Source organism: Pleionea mediterranea (genome assembly GCF_003148745.1).
GTDB classification, from domain to species: Bacteria; Pseudomonadota; Gammaproteobacteria; order Enterobacterales; family Kangiellaceae; genus Pleionea; species Pleionea mediterranea.
In genome coordinates, this window is sequence record NZ_QGGU01000009.1 from 113,233 (window position 1) to 129,859 (window position 16,627).

The 16,627-nt window shown below is 44.1% G+C and carries 12 protein-coding genes; 2 read left to right on the plus strand and 10 right to left on the minus strand.

The window, feature by feature from the left end; genetic code table 11:
* Positions 1-6: 6 nt before the first annotated feature.
* The 8 genes from C8D97_RS13000 to C8D97_RS13035 all read right to left on the minus strand — a co-directional run bounded on the left by C8D97_RS13000 (position 7) and on the right by C8D97_RS13035 (position 8,429).
* Positions 7-1,743, minus strand: coding sequence for an SPOR domain-containing protein (locus C8D97_RS13000; protein ID WP_109764221.1), 1,737 nt, complete (start codon positions 1,741-1,743; stop codon positions 7-9).
* The gene (aroB, locus tag C8D97_RS13005; RefSeq protein ID WP_109764222.1) at positions 1,743-2,825 is read right to left on the minus strand and encodes a 3-dehydroquinate synthase; all 1,083 of its coding nucleotides are present in this window, start codon (positions 2,823-2,825) and stop codon (positions 1,743-1,745) included. The genes C8D97_RS13000 and aroB overlap by 1 nt, the downstream gene beginning before the upstream one ends.
* A gap of 46 nt (positions 2,826-2,871) precedes the next feature.
* Positions 2,872-3,390, minus strand: a complete 519-nt coding sequence (aroK, locus tag C8D97_RS13010; protein WP_109764223.1) for a shikimate kinase AroK — start codon at positions 3,388-3,390, stop codon at positions 2,872-2,874.
* A gap of 101 nt (positions 3,391-3,491) precedes the next feature.
* Positions 3,492-5,600: a type IV pilus secretin PilQ gene (locus C8D97_RS13015; protein WP_210204942.1), complete on the minus strand. Its 2,109-nt coding sequence runs from the start codon at positions 5,598-5,600 to the stop codon at positions 3,492-3,494.
* Between the two features lie 21 nt (positions 5,601-5,621).
* Entirely contained in the window at positions 5,622-6,170 is a 549-nt protein-coding gene (locus C8D97_RS13020; protein ID WP_109764224.1) for a pilus assembly protein PilP, read from the minus strand.
* A 2-nt stretch (positions 6,171-6,172) separates the two neighbouring features.
* Positions 6,173-6,781, minus strand: coding sequence for a type IV pilus inner membrane component PilO (locus tag C8D97_RS13025; RefSeq protein WP_280951686.1), 609 nt, complete (start codon positions 6,779-6,781; stop codon positions 6,173-6,175).
* A 5-nt stretch (positions 6,782-6,786) separates the two neighbouring features.
* Positions 6,787-7,362 carry a PilN domain-containing protein gene (locus C8D97_RS13030; protein WP_109764226.1) on the minus strand — a complete coding sequence of 192 codons (576 nt, stop codon included), beginning with the start codon at positions 7,360-7,362 and terminating at the stop codon, positions 6,787-6,789.
* Positions 7,362-8,429, minus strand: a complete 1,068-nt coding sequence (locus tag C8D97_RS13035; RefSeq protein ID WP_109764227.1) for a pilus assembly protein PilM — start codon at positions 8,427-8,429, stop codon at positions 7,362-7,364. The genes C8D97_RS13030 and C8D97_RS13035 overlap by 1 nt, the downstream gene beginning before the upstream one ends.
* Positions 8,430-8,609: 180 nt before the next feature.
* On the opposite strand from C8D97_RS13035, the gene C8D97_RS13040 reads away from it, so the two are divergent.
* Positions 8,610-11,108 carry a penicillin-binding protein 1A gene (locus C8D97_RS13040; RefSeq protein ID WP_109764228.1) on the plus strand — a complete coding sequence of 833 codons (2,499 nt, stop codon included), beginning with the start codon at positions 8,610-8,612 and terminating at the stop codon, positions 11,106-11,108.
* Positions 11,109-11,224: 116 nt separating this feature from the next.
* Here the strand turns inward: C8D97_RS13040 and rpmE are convergent, their stop codons facing one another.
* Entirely contained in the window at positions 11,225-11,440 is a 216-nt protein-coding gene (gene rpmE, locus C8D97_RS13045; RefSeq protein ID WP_109764229.1) for a 50S ribosomal protein L31, read from the minus strand.
* Positions 11,441-11,733: 293 nt separating this feature from the next.
* Here rpmE and C8D97_RS13050 point away from each other — a divergent pair, with 293 nt between their 5' ends.
* Complete coding sequence (locus C8D97_RS13050) at positions 11,734-13,929, plus strand: primosomal protein N' (RefSeq protein ID WP_245411449.1); 2,196 nt, start codon at positions 11,734-11,736, stop codon at positions 13,927-13,929.
* A gap of 46 nt (positions 13,930-13,975) precedes the next feature.
* On the opposite strand, the gene C8D97_RS13055 is transcribed toward C8D97_RS13050, so the two are convergent.
* Positions 13,976-16,426, minus strand: coding sequence for a PQQ-dependent sugar dehydrogenase (locus tag C8D97_RS13055; RefSeq protein WP_109764231.1), 2,451 nt, complete (start codon positions 16,424-16,426; stop codon positions 13,976-13,978).
* Positions 16,427-16,627 lie beyond the last annotated feature (201 nt).

A 16,627-nucleotide genomic window follows, 5' to 3' on the forward strand; every position in this document is an offset into this window, starting at 1 on the left:
TAACGCTTAATTGGCTTGTATTTCCCGTTTTACACTGCTCATAGGTTTTAACCAGGGTTGAGTTTTTGCAAGAGTGTCTGGCAGTTGTGCTCTTTGACGAGCGGCTTCAGCCTTATCAGAAAACGGCCCCATAATGACCACATACCAGTCTTTATCATCCCTTAAAGTGCGGTAAAAATGCAGCTCGCCACTTTTAAAATGCTGCTGCATAAAGTCCGCCGCATTATCGAGCAAACTAAAACCCGATAGCTGAATCACCCACATACTTGAATCCAGTGACAGCAAGTAGGCTTCTTCAGCGGAGAAGCTACGTTTTGTCTCGCCAGACACCAAGCTTACTTCTTTCACTTGCTCAGTGGACTTAATTTCAGCTTCATTTGCATCGCCTGCTTTTTCTGGCTCAGCCTTCTGATTTATATTTTCAGCATCCGAAGTAACTGAGTTATTCACTGATTGCTTATTGCTTGCGGCTTCAATACTTTTTGAGCTTTTATCATTTGCTGAATTATTTTCGGCAGTGCGATTTAAAACAGAATCGTTTAATGGTGAAGTTTGATTATTCTCAGTCACTGTTGACTCTGATTCATTTTGAACTTTATTCTCATCTGATGTGGTCAACTCTGTTTCTGTTTGCTGAATCGTGTTGTTTAACTCCGCTTGTGCCGACTCAGCCTCTAATAAAAGTTCTTGTTCAAATTGTTCTATCTCAGTTTTATTACTATCTTCTGCTTTGGTATCTCCAGCTTTGCTATCTTTAGTATTATCTAAAGTAGATTCGATAACTGGGGTTAATGCAAAAACATCATCCTTCGATGACGACTCTGCAAGTTGTTCATCAGTCAGTGCTTCAATATTATCTTGTTCAGTGTTCTTTACTATTTTATTGGTATCGAAAGAACTTGTGGTCTCGGCAGTGGAAGTCGATACTTCATCACTAAAAATAAGCTGGTTGATTTCCTGTTGAAAGATAAGCACAGAAATCAGTAGTAGTGCTAATAATCCATAACCCATTAACACTAACGGCTTGTGAGCACTCTTTTTGGTTATGCGTGTCTGTGAGGACTGCTCGAGTAGTTCAGTAGCCTGTGTCACCAGTGTTCCCGGATTGCCATTTGACTGTTTAATTAAAGCATTCAATTTATCATCGGGAAGTAATAAAGCCAGTTGCGAACTGGGCAAGTTTATTGAGGAAGCTAACAACTCGCGGCTTTCGTCAATCGCTAATGGTTCTGCTTTTAATAAAACGACCCGCTTAGGATACTCATAGCCCCATTGTAAGTTTTTACTGTGTTGATCGACGCTTAACACACAGTGAAAATGATCCGACTTTACTTTTTCTGCCAGCAACTCAATTTGATCGATGGTCAGTTCATCTGCATTATCCAGAAGCAAAGCAACTTCTTTATCAGACTTAATTTGCGATAAACCGAACTGAAAACTTTGCTGGCCAGCTTTGGAATGCAAGCCACAGTTTGTTAACACATCGGAAAACCAGTCTTGCTTCGTACAATCCACATGTACTGCCGAAATAGTATCCGGAACTCTTTGTTGAAACAGTTTAAGTAATGTAGAGCGGCCAGAACCTGATTCACCGCTAATAAATACTAACCGATCGGAATAGAGAGAAAAATGCTCAAGTCGCTCCAGCATCATGGCCTGTGTTTTCAGGGTCAATAACGACTTGTGCTCGGCCTGTTGGCTGGCGTCTATTAGTGTCTGAAAAAAGCTTTCTGGCTGTGACATTATTTTTTAAGCCGTGACGATATAGCGTTTCGAATCGCATCCAATGAATAACGCTCTGTAATTTCAACAGCCCCTTCTGATAGTGGAATAATAAGCGTTATATTCTCAGTTTTATTTTTTTTATCATGCTTCATTGTTTCAATCAGCGCATCCACTGAGTAATCATCGCTTAAGAATGTCGGTAAATCATATTGCTGAAATAAATCAATGACACGATTAAAGTATTCATTCGATATCTGCCCGTCATTTTTTGCCAAAGCAAATGCCATACATGTTCCTATAGCAACGGCTTCTCCATGTAGAAAGCGTTGATAGTTACCGGCTTTTTCTACTGCATGGCCAAATGTATGCCCAAGGTTTAAAATACCTCGAATACCTTTTTCTTTTTCATCTTGCTGAACTACTTCAGCTTTAATTGAACAACATTGAGCAATAATCGTTTGTAAGTGCTCAGACTGCTTAGACTTAATGGAGTCAATATTCGCTTCTAAATATTGAAATAAGGCAAAGTCATAAATTAAACCGTACTTAATCACTTCCGCCATGCCAGCAGCAAACTCTCTTGCAGGCAATGTTTTTAAACAGTCTAAGTCTGCAATAACCGCTTCTGGCTGATAAAAAGCACCAATCATATTTTTCGCACGAGGGTGATTAATCGCCGTTTTACCACCAACGGATGAATCCACCATTGCAAGTAATGTTGTTGGTACCTGTATAAATGGAATGCCTCGTTGATAGCAAGCTGCTGCAAATCCTGAAATATCACCCACGACACCGCCGCCAAGGGCAATTATGGTTGCGTTTCGTCTGAACTGGTTATCAATTAATAATTCGATGATTGACTGAAATGTCTCGAATGATTTGAACGCTTCGCCATCAGGCATCGTAAATACATCTACCTGATAATCATTGAGCGCGGATAATAGCTTTGGCAGATACAGTGGTTTGACCGTCTCATTGGTTACCACTAATACCTGACTGGAATGAATAAAGGGTGAGTAGTAATTTTTGCCAGCAATCAGGCCACTGTCAATATGGATGGGGTAGCGATGACAACCAACATCAACAGTTACTTGATTCATGTTCAGCTAATCCATTTTTACTATTTTCTAGATAATCCAATTCGTACTAATTTTGCTGTACCAGCTCAGCGATTTGATTCGCCACAGCTTTTACGGTGTTATCATTAGTTGCCACAACATAATCAGCAATTTCGCGATAAAGCGGATCCCGCTCATCCATCAAACCAACCAAGGTTGATTCAGGGTCATCATTTTGTAGTAACGGACGACGTTTATCACGACGAGTTCTTTCAACCTGCTGATTGATTGACGCTTCCAGATATATTACTACACCACGACCCGCTAAATGCAGTCGGTTCTCACTGCGAATAACCGCGCCACCGCCGGTTGCCAAGATAATACCTTGTTCCGAGGTGAGTTCTTCAATAATTTTTTGCTCTCGTTCGCGAAAGCCCTCTTCGCCTTCAAGATCAAAAATCCAATCAATTGGCGCGCCAGTGCGACGTTCAAGCTCTTGATCGGAGTCAATGAATTCTAATTTAAGGATATCAGCAAGCTGTTTACCAATAGTAGTTTTTCCAGCCCCCATGGGACCGACTAAGAAAACGTTTCGTTTGTTCTTCATTGTTTAAAATTAACTATCCTATCTTATTGATATATAAGATTTTTCACCTCTTAAAACAACAAGAACCCGCGAAAGCGGGCTCTTGCACCGATATAGAGGCTCTATCTTACCCCTTCTTTGATGATTTTTGGAGTAACAAATATCAATAATTCAGACTTAGCTTCGGATTCTGAGGTATTTCGGAATAAAACGCCTAAACCAGGAATATCACCGAGCAGTGGCACTTTAACCACATCTTTATTTTTTCGCTGCTGATAAATACCACCTAACACTACGGTCTCACCATTTTCAACCAGTACTTGTGTACCGACTTCACGAGTATTGATGGCTGGCCCCGAAGGCGTATCTTCACCACGAGTGTCTTGATTGACTTGCAAGTCCAGAATAATACGATCATCCGGTGTAATCTGAGGGGTAACTTTTAGAGAAAGCACCGCTTTCTTGAAGCTGATTTTTGTAGCGCCTGCTGATGATGATTCTAGGTAAGGAATCTCTTCACCCGCTTCTATATAAGCTTCTTTTTGATTGGCAGTAACTACTTTGGGAGATGCGATAACTTCACTTTTGTTTTCACTTTCTAATGCAGATAGCTCAGCATCCAGAATGATGCCATCACTTAATCGGGCAAATGTCATACCTATTTGGCCTGCTGGTGAAGAGACAGGAAGCCCTACATTAAGCGTTCTACCCCCACCAAAAAGGGGATCTGCATCAAATATACTATTTCGAAAGTCTACGGCGCCATCATTAGTGCCCGAATAACCAATCTCGCCGCTATTCGCAATTCCACTTACACCAAATCGAACCCCTATATCCTGACCAACACCGTCATCGGCGACAACTATACGAGACTCAATCATAACCTGGCGAACAGGTATATCCAGAGTACGAACAAGTTGCCGAACTTCATCGAGCTTTTTAGCAGTATCGCGAACCATTAGGGTATTGGTACGTTCATCCACCATAACGCTACCTCGGGTAGACAAGAATGAGGTTTTGTCTCCCTGTATAATTTCAGCAAGTGTTGCGGCTTTGGCATAATTCACTTGAACAAACTCACCTCGTAATGGTGCTAACTGTTCAATTTGCTGCTCAGACTGCAATTCCAAAGCTTCACGCGCTGCAATTTCATCTGCAGGCGCAATCAGTAAAACATTACCGTTTTTACGTTTATCTAGGCCTTTGGTTTTAAGAATGATATCCAATGCCTGATCCCAAGGAACATTTTGCAATTGCAAAGTAATAGAGCCAGAGACGGTATCGCTGGTGACCATATTGACATTAGCGATGTCTGCAATTAACTGTAAGACCGCTCGAATAGTGATGTCCTGAAATGTTAGCGACATGCGTTCGCCCGTGTACTGTGGTTCTTGTAAACGGCGACGTTCAACTTCTTCAGGCGTAAGAGGCTTAAGTTCAATAGTGTAAATATCATCGGCCTGATAAGCTAAAAACTCAAATTCGTTTGAGGTTTTAATGGTCAGCCGGACATTACCACCAACTTGCTTGGTCTCAACAATTTGCGCTGGCGTTGCAAAATCAACCACATCCAATTTGCGAATCAAACTCTGAGGAATATCAGTGCCAACAAAGTCTGCAACAACATCGCGACCTTCCTGACGAAGATCGATTCCAATGTTCGGATTACTAAGATCAATTACCACACGACCTTCGCCCTGCTCTCCTCGACGAAAATCAATCCCGGTGATTTCTTTTTTAGAGCTCTGAGAAACTGCTGTTTGCTGTGACATGTTATCGCTGGACGTACTACCACCACTTTGTGCATCACTTGCTGCTGATTTGTACGCACCTATGGTCACCACAAAATCGTTTCCATCTATACGGGTATCATAAGGGACACTTTCAACCAGGTTGATAACTACTCGAGTACGCCCTTGCGCTTCAACTGCCGTAACACTACGAGTAGCTCCAACAGAAACAGGCAATGATTTATTCGCAAGTGCGACACTGGTGTTAGTAAAATCCAATGCAATTCGTGCCGGATTAACGGTTGAAAACTCCTTCGGTGTTGAAGGGGTTTCTGTCATTGAAAATCTTAGTTCAACTCTATCTCCCGGTAACACATTAAAATCAACCGAGTTTAACTCATTCGCGTGAATTACTAGCGACGCCATTGACATAACGACCAACAGGATCATCTTATTGACTGCTTGGTTCATCGCCAGTTTCCCAGACTTAAGAAACAACATGTTTATTCTCCTGATGTATCGTTATTCATTTAATGCCAAATTAACCACACGCTTTTCCCAGCAACCTTGCCCATCAGGAACCAGCGTTTCCACAACAATTCTAAATGCATTGATATCAACAATTTTTCCATGGTTAACACCAATATAGTTACCACTAGACACTTTAAAAACTTTGCCGCTCGAAGGACCTGAAGTCATTTTTAACAATCCCCAGTTAATATTATCTTTCGACATGGCACCAACCATTTCCATGGAGTCAACGGAGTAGCGTTCCAAATCTTCACGTCGACGATTCGGGTCCGGTTGCACTGCAGCGTCACATCCCTCCGCTATCACCTGAAGCTCACTTTCAACTTCTGGCTCAAGCTCAGCAAATGGGCTACGGTAATCCGAAGCAGAATACTCAAAAGAAGGGGTTTGCTTAACTTCCGGCATAGGTTCAATTGGACCTGCAGGTTTTGCTTTAACTTGTTTAACCCAATCCCTTAAATCTTCAGTATTTGACTCACAGCCTACTAAAATAAAACTAAAAACAGACAAGGCTAGAATTTTTGGTTTGCTTAAACTCATAACTACTCCTCACCTGTTTCATCATAGCGATAAGTTTTGGCAGTCACAGTCATCACCAACATTTTTTCACCTTCGGAGCCAAAAACATCCCGATCAGTCAGTTTTATACTGAAATCATGGAGCGTGACGATTCGAGGCATATTTGAAACACGACTGACAAAATCGGCTATCTGGTGGTAACTTCCTGACACGATAATTTCCAGAGGCTCCTCAAAATAAATTTCCCGACTCACTTCGCCTTTTAAAGAAATGTTTTCAAGTTCTAGACCAGCTCCAGTAATGGCGTAAGATATTTCATCAACCAGACCTGCAACCTCACTGCCTTGAGGAAGCTGCTTTAACAATGCTTCAAATGAACTTTGAATCATTTTCATTTGATTTTTATAAGCTTCTAAATGAACAGCTTTTCGCTGTTTAGTCTCAAATGACTGCTTTAACTGTTTCTCTGCAGTTTTCTCTCGCTCCAATTGCGCTTCATCATCACTGATAAACAATTGATAACCAAGAATTAAAACCAGCACAAAAACAATCGCACCTGCAATAGCTTTCACAGGAGCCGGCCAAACCCCCATATTATTAAAATCTAAGTCATTGACATTAAAGTCCTGCAAGCTACTCATGACCCAGCCCCCTGTTCATCTTTGTCACTTTTTAAAGACTTTTCGTCGACGGTTAGTGAGAAGGCTTTGCGTCCAGCACCATAGTCCTTATCAGAATCAATATCTTTTAAATTACCATTTTTAAACCATTCAGAATTATCAATTTTTCTCATAAACGAAGTCACTCGCTGCGCAGACTCAGCAGAGCCTTCTATGATCAACTGATTTCCTTTCCGCTCAATCGACTTGAGGTTTAATCCTTCAGGAATGGCTTTAACCAGCTCATCAAATATATGAACAATTTTAGGTCGACTTTGCTGTAAACTGGTGATCATTTCCATGCGATCAATCAGTTGTTGCCGTTCCGCTTCAAGCTTTTCAATCTCTTTAATTTGGCTTTCCAAGCTTTTAATTTCTGCTTTGAGGAAATTATTCCGTTGAACCTGAGCTTCTATCTGCATACCAACGGTGTATTTATAAGACATCACAACGACTACACCAAGCACAAAGACCAATCCTAAAATACTGAGAAACTGCCTTTGCTTTTCTTTTCGGAGTTCTTCGCGCCAAGGAAGTAAATTAATACGTGCCATTAGTCAAAACTCCTTAAAGCTAATCCGCAGCTAATCATCAGTGAAGGTGCATCAACACTGAGCGCCTGCGCATTTACTCGATTGGCGATGGACATATCCGCAAAAGGATTAGCGATTGAGGCGGAAACACCCAGTCGTTCTTCCAGCATATCTTCCAGCCCATCTATTACGGCGCAACCACCGGCTAAAACGATATGATCCACTTCACTGTATTGACTCGACGAATAGAAAAACTGCAATGACCGGCTCACTTGCTGAATCACCGCTTCTTTAAAAGGTTCCAATACTTCAGGCTCATAATCATCCGGTAGGCCGCCCTGCTTTTTCGCCATGCCTGACTCTTCATAAGACAAGCCATAACGACGTTGAATTTCTTCTGTCAGTTGCGCGCCGCCAAACACCTGTTCGCGGGTATAAATTGTTTTAAAGTCTTCAAGAACACTTAGGCTAGTCATAGTTGCGCCAACATCGACGATAGCGACTATCTTGCCTTCTCCCTGATCCGGCAGTTGATTCTCCAGTAAACCGAAAGCTCGCTCCATGGCATAAGCTTCAACATCAACCACTTTTGTCTCAAGTCCGCCAAGCTCGACGGCGTCTACTCGACTGTAGACATTCTCTGAACGAGAGGCTGCTAACAGGACATCAACTTTATCAGGTGCTTTTTCAGACTCGCCAATAACTTCAAAATCAAGGGCAACCTCTTCAAGGGGGTAAGGAATGTACTGATCCGCTTCCACCTGAATCTGGCTTTCCATATCGTCTTCAGAATAATTCTTATCCATTTGAATAACTTTGGTGATAACCGCCGACCCAGCAACCGCTACTGCGGCATTCTTAATACTGGACTTCGAACGACTCAAAACACGTTTGATCGCTTCTCCCACGGCTTCCGGCTCGCGAATTTCACGTTCGGAAACGGCATCTTGTGGTAATGGTTCTACCGCATAAGCTTCTACTCGATAACGAGAGCCCACACGCCCCAATTCTAATAGCTTCACAGAGGTTGAACTGATATCCAACCCAACCACGGAAGGCTTTTTTGTCCCAAATAGCTGAGCCAGCATAAGCGTAAAATTCCTATAACTTTATATATTTACACCATTTACATGTGTATTCACATTAAATAATAGCGCTAACTACCAGATATTTCACCTATTTTTCAAAAAAAATATTCAGAAGCAACTATTAAACGATATACTGTGTCAAAATTATCAATTAACCACTAAATATATAGTTTCTGCCCTATGAAATATCTACTGAAAGCATCAATTAAAAGCGGATATTTTGTGATACTTATCGCAATCGCAGGATTTATGGGGTTTGCAGGTCTTTACCTGTACCTTGGCCCCAACTTGCCAAACGTGGATTCAATTCGCGAGATAAGATTACAAACCCCCATGACCGTTTATAGTAACGACGGCGAGCTAATAGCCGAATTTGGCGATAAGCGCCGAATTCCAGTTACGCTGGACGAAGTTCCGCAAACTTTCATTGATGCGCTTATTGCAACAGAAGATAAACGATTTTACGAGCACTCAGGAGTGGATTTTTGGGGTGTAATGCGTGCATTTGTGAACAATATCACAACAGGAACCCGCAGCCAGGGTGCAAGTACCATTACACAACTGGTTGCCCGTAACGTTTATTTAAATCGCAAAAAAACCTTTACCCGAAAATTCCGCGAGATGTTTCTGGCCTGGAAGATAGAATCCGAAATCAGTAAACATCAGATTTTGGAGCTGTTCATAAATAAAGCCCACTTTAGTCATCGCGCATATGGTCTTGGCGCTGCGGCACAAGTTTATTATGGTAAGGACATTCAGGATCTTGCGCTGAATGAAGTAGCGGTACTTGCCGGTATCCCCAAGGGTGAATCTATTTATAACCCCATTTCCAACCCATCAAATGCATTAGCTCGACGAAACCATGTGTTAGGTAGAATGTTAGCAGAAGGCTACATTGATCAAGCCAGCTTTGATGAAGCAACTGCACAACCAATCCATTCCAGTAAACACGGAACCGACTTATCGGTATCGGCCCCTTACGTTGCCGAGATGGTTCGCCGCGAAATGATCGACCGCTTTGGCCGCGAAGACGCTTATAACAATGGCTATCGTATTTATACAACCATCGATAACCGACTGCAAAAAGCGGCACAAAGTGCACTGAGAAAAAGCCTGCAAGAGTACGACAAACGGCACGGATATCGAGGTCCTGAGCAGGTCATTGAAAACTTTTCTGAAAAATCGCTTGAACAAAAAGTCGATATTTTAAAAAGTTTACCAGTGATTACCGAATTGCAACCCGCGTTAGTCACCGAAACCGCTGAACAACGCGCCGTTGTGTTACTCGCCGATGGTAGCCAACATACGCTTGACTGGGAGTCCATGAGTTGGGCAGCACCCTTTATTAGCAGCAGTGCTAAGGGTAAAAAGCCAAAGCTTGCCGAAGACATTTTATCGCCAGGCGATATTATCCGGGTAAAAGCCAATGAGGATAAAACCTATTCGCTTAGCCAGGTCCCTGATGTCAGTGGTGGTTTTGTTGCCGTTAATCCATCAAATGGAGCAATTCGTGCGTTGGTTGGCGGTTACGATTTTAATCTGAATCAATTTAATATGGTGACTCAGGCTCGCCGGCAGCCGGGCTCTAACATTAAGCCATTCATTTACTCGGCAGCATTGGAAAAAGGCTACACCGCAGCCAGTGTATTAAACGATGCCCCCTTCGTAAAAGAAGACATAACCGCTGAAGATTTCTGGCGACCGAAAAATGACAGTGGCCGCTATAAAGGACCCACGCGCCTACGTGATGCGCTTCGTTTTTCAAACAACTCCATTTCCGTCCGACTGATGAACGCCATTAACCCAAGTTTTGCAGAAGATTACCTGATCAAACTTGGCTTTCCAGATGAATACATGGAGCCCTACACCTCGTTAGCATTAGGCAGCGCAAGTTTTACCCCGCTCGAAGTGGCAACAGGCTACGCTATCTTCGCCAATGGCGGCTATAAAGTGTTGCCCTATTTTATTGAAAAAATAGAAACACCGAATGAAGATGTTTTATTTGCCGCAGAACCCGTTCAGGTATGCAAGTCATGCGAAGAACAGCTGGAGCAACGGGCTGAAGTCGAATCATCCGAACAAGTAATTGATGAACTCACTGATACGCCAACAGACAACCTAGATACTGATGAACTGATGGCCTTACCCAGATTACCCATTGATGAAGATAAAATAGCCCCGCGAGTCATTGATGAACGCAACGCCTATATTATGAATACCATGATGAAAGACGTTATTCATCGCGGTACCGCATGGCGCACTTTGAACAACAGTGGTAGCCCTTTGCTAAGACGTAACGACATAGGCGGAAAGACGGGAACCACCAATGATGCAAAAGACGCCTGGTTTTCTGGGTTTAATGGCGATATTGCAGCGTCGGCCTGGGTTGGTTTTGCCGACTACTCTTTAGCACTTGGTAATGGCGAATGGGGTGGACGTGCAGCGCTTCCTGTTTGGCAAAAATTTATGGAAGTGGCTCTTGCGGGTAAACCAGAAAACAGTATGCCCCAACCTGACGGTATAGTGACCGCACGTATTAACCCGGTAACAGGAAAGCTGGCCAATAGCAGTACTGAAAAAGCTATCTTTGAAATATTCCGCACTGAATATGTGCCTGAAAAAGAGCCGGAAAATACCTTAACCAATTCGCCGGATGAAGAGATAGAAGATATTTTTTAATTCTGATGAAACCTTAAAAGTTTGCTAACCACAATAATGACGTATCGAAGTTAGCAAGCAAAAAAAAAGGCGCTCCAATGAGCGCCTTTTTTGTCATTAACCGATCAGTTAATGCATTATTTCTTGCTGCTTCGAGCACCGAAACGCTTACGGAATCGATCCACTCGACCACCGGTATCAACAATTTTCTGCTTACCAGTGAAGAATGGGTGACATGCAGAACAAACATCTAAAGAGATGTCTTTGCAAAGTGTCGAACCAACTTCAATCTTGTTACCACAGCTGCAATTTGCAGTGATGGTTTCATATTTAGGATGAATACCTTGTTTCATTGTTGTATCTCTCTTTTCACGTGGATCGCTATTTCTCGGGGAGCCATTACCATTATTTGTGCTCTTAGTCCAGAAACACCATCCACCCAGTTAGGGGGACGCGGATCATACTCTTACCATGATCATAATTCAACCACCTGTAGGGCGATTTGAAGTGATAAGCCTGTGACGACTACGCTGCATCTAAGCAGCCAAATTTAACCTGCTCCAGTATAAAATCATATATTTACTTTACTTATGAAAACGAACGCATACCATTAGCGACAAACCCATCGCATAAAAAGATCATTGCTTTGCCCGATACGAGCCTGGTAGCCGTCGCTTTACCGGTACCCTTGAGAAAACTGTTCACCTACTCTGTTGTTGAGTGCGGTTCATCTTTAATGGGCTGCCGGGTCAAGGTGCCTTTTGGCAAGCAAACACTGATTGGTCTTGTTGTGGAGCAGCCGCAACAAGCGGATCCCGCCGTCAAAAACCTGAAAGCGGTCATTGAGATACTGGATCAACGGCCAGTTTTACCCCAAAACGTATGGCAGTTACTGCTCAAGGCGTCTCAATATTACCATCATCCATTGGGCGATACTGTCGCCACGGCACTGCCCAATGCACTGTTAAAAGGTGAACCTTGTCAGTTGACACCGGAAGTACACTGGCAAATTACTCCTCAGGGCAAAGCCGAGTTTGACACACTCAGCAAGCGTGCGGTTCGATTACGTTTTGCAATGAATCAACTGCTACAAGCAGAAGCACCAGTACAGGAAGAACAGCTAAAACATCAGGACATCACGCCCTCGACTCTCCGATCACTACACAGCAAGGGTTGGATTGAGTCTTTTGAGGCCGGGCAAAGCGCCACTTCATTTGTCAAAGGCAGCACCAAAACATTGAATGATGAGCAGCAAACAGCCCATCAGTTAATCTCAAAAGGCGCGGATCAGTTCTCCCCTTTTCTGCTTGATGGCATTACCGGCAGTGGAAAAACCGAAGTGTATCTGCAGGCCATCGCCGAACGGCTTGATAACCAGCAACAAGTGTTGGTGTTAATTCCCGAGATTGGCCTGACCCCTCAAACGCTGGCGCGGTTTGAACAACGCTTTCCTAATCAGATTGGTGTTCTGCACTCTGGCCTGACCGATCGACAAAGACTCAACACCTGGCTTAAAGCACGCGCCGGAATTTTAAGAGTAATCATTGGCACACGCTCGGCTATTTTTACCCCAATGACCAATCTGGGGCTGATTATTATTGATGAAGAGCATGACCTGTCCTTCAAACAACAGGAAGGCTTACGCTACTCATCCCGTGATCTGGCCATATTACGGGCACAAATGGAATCGATCCCGATCATACTGGGCAGCGCGACCCCATCGCTGGAATCATTGAACAATGCCCTCACCGGTAAATACCAACATCTAACACTTAGCAAGCGGGCAACCGGGCAGAAGCTGCCGCAAGTAAAATTAATCGACTGTAAAAATCAGCCAATGACAGACGGCTTCAGCGCGCCACTGCTAAAAGCAATCGCTCACCATTTAAAACAGGGCAATCAGGTGCTGGTGTTTATTAACCGTCGTGGATTTGCGCCAGTGTTACTGTGTCATAAATGCGGCTGGATCGCCGACTGCAAGCGCTGCGACAGTTATATGACTTTACATCAGGGCAAAGCATCCCGGTATTTACAATGTCATCATTGCGGTGGCTATCAACAAGACTGCAAGCAATGCCCCAAATGCCAGTCGGTGGACTTGTTTGCCGTTGGCCAGGGAACCGAACGCATCGAACAATTTTTAGCGGCGAAGTTTCCCGACTACCCGATACAAAGAATCGATCGCGATACCACCCGGCGCAAAGACGCCATGCAATCCTATATCGATGCCGCAAAAAGTGGTGAAACCCGACTATTAGTAGGCACGCAAATGCTGGCCAAAGGCCATCACTTTCCAAAAGTGTCTTTGGTGGCGGTACTGGATATTGATGGCGCGCTGTTCAGTAGCGATTTCAGAGCACCGGAGCGCGCCGCACAATTAATCACTCAAGTGGCCGGGCGCGCTGGCCGGGCCGAAGTAACTGGCGAAGTACTGGTTCAAACCCATCATCCGGAACACTCGTTGTTACAGGCATTAACGCAAAAAAGTTTTCAGCAACTGGCAAAAGATTTATTGCACGACCGTACGGAAACCGATCTTCCGCCGACCAGTTATATGGCCATATTTCGCTCCGAATCCCACCAAAAACAACTCGCGCTGGATTTTTTAACCGCCACCGCGCAACAGTTCTCAATGTTTGATCAGCATCTTCAACTGATGGGGCCAGTTGCTTCTACCATGAGTCGAAAATCCGGCCGATATCGATTTCAGTTACTGATAAACGCTTCGCAACGCTCAACCTTGCATAACGCTATATCTGAAAAAATGCCCAACATCGAATCTTTGCCTCTGGCACAAAAGGTAAGATGGTCACTGGATATTGACCCACAAGATCTTCTCTAACCGTTTCGGCAAAACTTTTTCACTCAACCTTTTTACTAAAACCTTCTCACTCATTACACCCTGTCAGCTGGTTAATCCATTGCTGAAGAACATTCACCGCCGTTTGATCAACCTGTTGAGTGGCAAGCGGTGGCATCCGGTTATCATCCGTCACAGACATTCTGGCCAACAAAACCGACCGGTTAGCATCGCCTGGGGCAATAATTCGCGCATCGGTTATTCCTAAGTCGCCATTAGCAGGTTCGACATCGCAAGCGTTTAAATCTGCCAATGACGAGCTAATCCGAAAATCAATTTGCGGTGCGGTACTGCCCGGACGATGACAGCCGCTGCAATTGGCATGCAAATAACTTCTGGCACGAACGGCCAGTGAAGCCGTATCATCACTGATTTCCGCCATGGGATGAATTTGTTCGGCCGCAGGTTGAGCCGACAAATAACCGGCCTCAAACAACGTTGTTAATTGATTACCGATCCCGCCGCCATAGTTTTGCTCGTTATTCAGCTGACTGGCTTCTGGGCCTAATGTAATTGCCGTTGCACTGGTATGACACTCAAAACATTGGCCACGTGATGGAATAATGTGTTGATGACCGCCGACGACAACTGTGTCACCACTTTCAAGTAAATCGGCATCGGTTTGATCGTCCCGCCATTTATAACTGTAACCGCCCCAACCCGATGCATGACGCATAAATAAACGGGTTTCCAGATATTGATTCTGATAAACAAAGTTTTTGATCATAATGGTTCCCACCGGAAACTCGAAGTCACCATCCTCCACTACATCAATTAACTCGCCATCCGGGATAGCAAAAAAGCGGGTTTTATCGGCACCATCCGACCATAACTGACTCTGAACCTGATAAGGCACCACACCAGAGCGCATCGTTTTTTCACTGGTAGAGTCAAAACAGCCGACCTGCGATAACTGGGCAGGAATTTCAGAGCCAGAAGCTCCATCATCAACCACTCGATAGACGGCTTCTCCGGCATCGCCGAAATAATTCAGTAGATACACTTCACCGTTTTGCGCCTGGGCAAAACTTGAAATGCTCATACCGGTTAATGCAATTTGTTCCAAACTGTAGGAATCATCAGATTGTAAGCGGCTATGCCAAAGACGTCCGGTGCAAAAATCACCAAACAGATAATCACCAAAAAGGGCTTCCGTTTGCTGCCCCCGATAAACATAACCTCCGGTGACAGAACAGTCGCCATCACTGTGGTTGTACTCAATTTTCGGCAACGTAAGACCGGACTGATCGCATGTTTGACTCTGGAAACAATGGTTCCCCTCCATAATTGGCCAGCCAAGATTATCCCCTGCAGAAACAATATTAATTTCTTCATACTGATTTTGACCAACATCCCCCAGCCATAGCTCACCGGTTTGCGTGTCAAAACTAAATCGCCACGGGTTTCTTAATCCATAGGCGTATATTTCATCCCTTACATTTGTGTTTTCAATAAATGGATTATCTTGAGGGATGCTGTAACCGGTGTCCTGATTAATATCAATCCTTAATAGAGTACCGTGCAGGCTATTGGTATTTTGACCGTTTCCGTACTGGTCATTTGCGCCACCACCATCACCAAACCCTATGTACAAATAACCATCTGGCCCAAAAGCAATATGCCCACCGTTGTGATTACCCGCTGGCTGGGACAAAGTCAAAACAACGGATTCGGAAGAAAGATCCAGCGGTAAGTTACCATCACTGATAAACCGCGAAACCACCGAGTCGCCAGAATTATCCGTGTAAGAAACGAAAAACTGCCCATTCGCTTCAAAGTCAGGATGAAAAGCAAGCCCGAGTAACCCTCGTTCGCCGTCATGACGCACCAGGCTGTTTAAATCAATAAACTCATTCAGTTGACTGGCCGAGGCATCATTGTTGAACCAGTAAATTTCTCCGCTTTGTTGCATGGCATACCATCGCCCGGATCCCCCCGGAGCCTGATACAAACCAACCAGCCGACTCAGCGCAGGCAAATTGTTAAAAACCGCCTTCAGACGCAACTCGGGATCGCCCGAAAATACTTGTTCCGGTGCCAGGCAGCTGGCATTGGCCACACGCTCTAAAATAGCGCTACTTTCAACAGTTGTTACTGAAAAATCGGCTCCAACACCACCAATAGTCAAACGCGCAGTAACCGTTTCTCCAACATTGTCGGCGGCTGTCACCCGAACTCGAACCAATTGACCATTAGTCACCTGCCCACTAGTGGCAGTATACGCAGCCGATCCCACCTGATACTCACCATTTTCAATACTGATATTGGTAGCCGCTGTAATCCCGCTAACCACGATCGCTTCCGACTCAATTAAAGAAGATAATGCCGCTGTCTCAACCGGAGCAAAAGCAAAGGCATCGGGCGTAGTATCTTGCTCTGACTCAGAGCTGGAAGCCCCCCCACAGGCAACGAGCAACAAGATTATCGGGAACACAAATACTTTTAATTCAACTCGATTCCACATCCTATTCGACATCATCTGTAGGCTCCTTAATTTGCCATCGCGGTCTAATGAGTGTAATTCATTCTTCTGGCACTATCTAACGACCATCAAACAACTATCTAACAACCACTTAACGACTAACTAGCAATTCACCAGTGAGTCTTATATGGCTCGGCAAAGATAAAATAACGGGATAATGGTCATTTATTCTTTAAACGCCCTGTATTTATAACCGAA

Coding starts and splice junctions, on each gene's coding strand:
- C8D97_RS13000 (WP_109764221.1), bottom strand. CDS start 1,743: ATGTCACAGCCAGAAAGCTTTTTTCAGACACTAATAGACGCCAGCCAA.
- aroB (WP_109764222.1), bottom strand. CDS start 2,825: ATGAATCAAGTAACTGTTGATGTTGGTTGTCATCGCTACCCCATCCAT.
- aroK (WP_109764223.1), bottom strand. CDS start 3,390: ATGAAGAACAAACGAAACGTTTTCTTAGTCGGTCCCATGGGGGCTGGA.
- C8D97_RS13015 (WP_210204942.1), bottom strand. CDS start 5,600: ATGTTGTTTCTTAAGTCTGGGAAACTGGCGATGAACCAAGCAGTCAAT.
- C8D97_RS13020 (WP_109764224.1), bottom strand. CDS start 6,170: ATGAGTTTAAGCAAACCAAAAATTCTAGCCTTGTCTGTTTTTAGTTTT.
- C8D97_RS13030 (WP_109764226.1), bottom strand. CDS start 7,362: ATGGCACGTATTAATTTACTTCCTTGGCGCGAAGAACTCCGAAAAGAA.
- C8D97_RS13035 (WP_109764227.1), bottom strand. CDS start 8,429: ATGCTGGCTCAGCTATTTGGGACAAAAAAGCCTTCCGTGGTTGGGTTG.
- C8D97_RS13040 (WP_109764228.1), top strand. CDS start 8,610: ATGAAATATCTACTGAAAGCATCAATTAAAAGCGGATATTTTGTGATA.
- rpmE (WP_109764229.1), bottom strand. CDS start 11,440: ATGAAACAAGGTATTCATCCTAAATATGAAACCATCACTGCAAATTGC.
- C8D97_RS13055 (WP_109764231.1), bottom strand. CDS start 16,426: ATGATGTCGAATAGGATGTGGAATCGAGTTGAATTAAAAGTATTTGTG.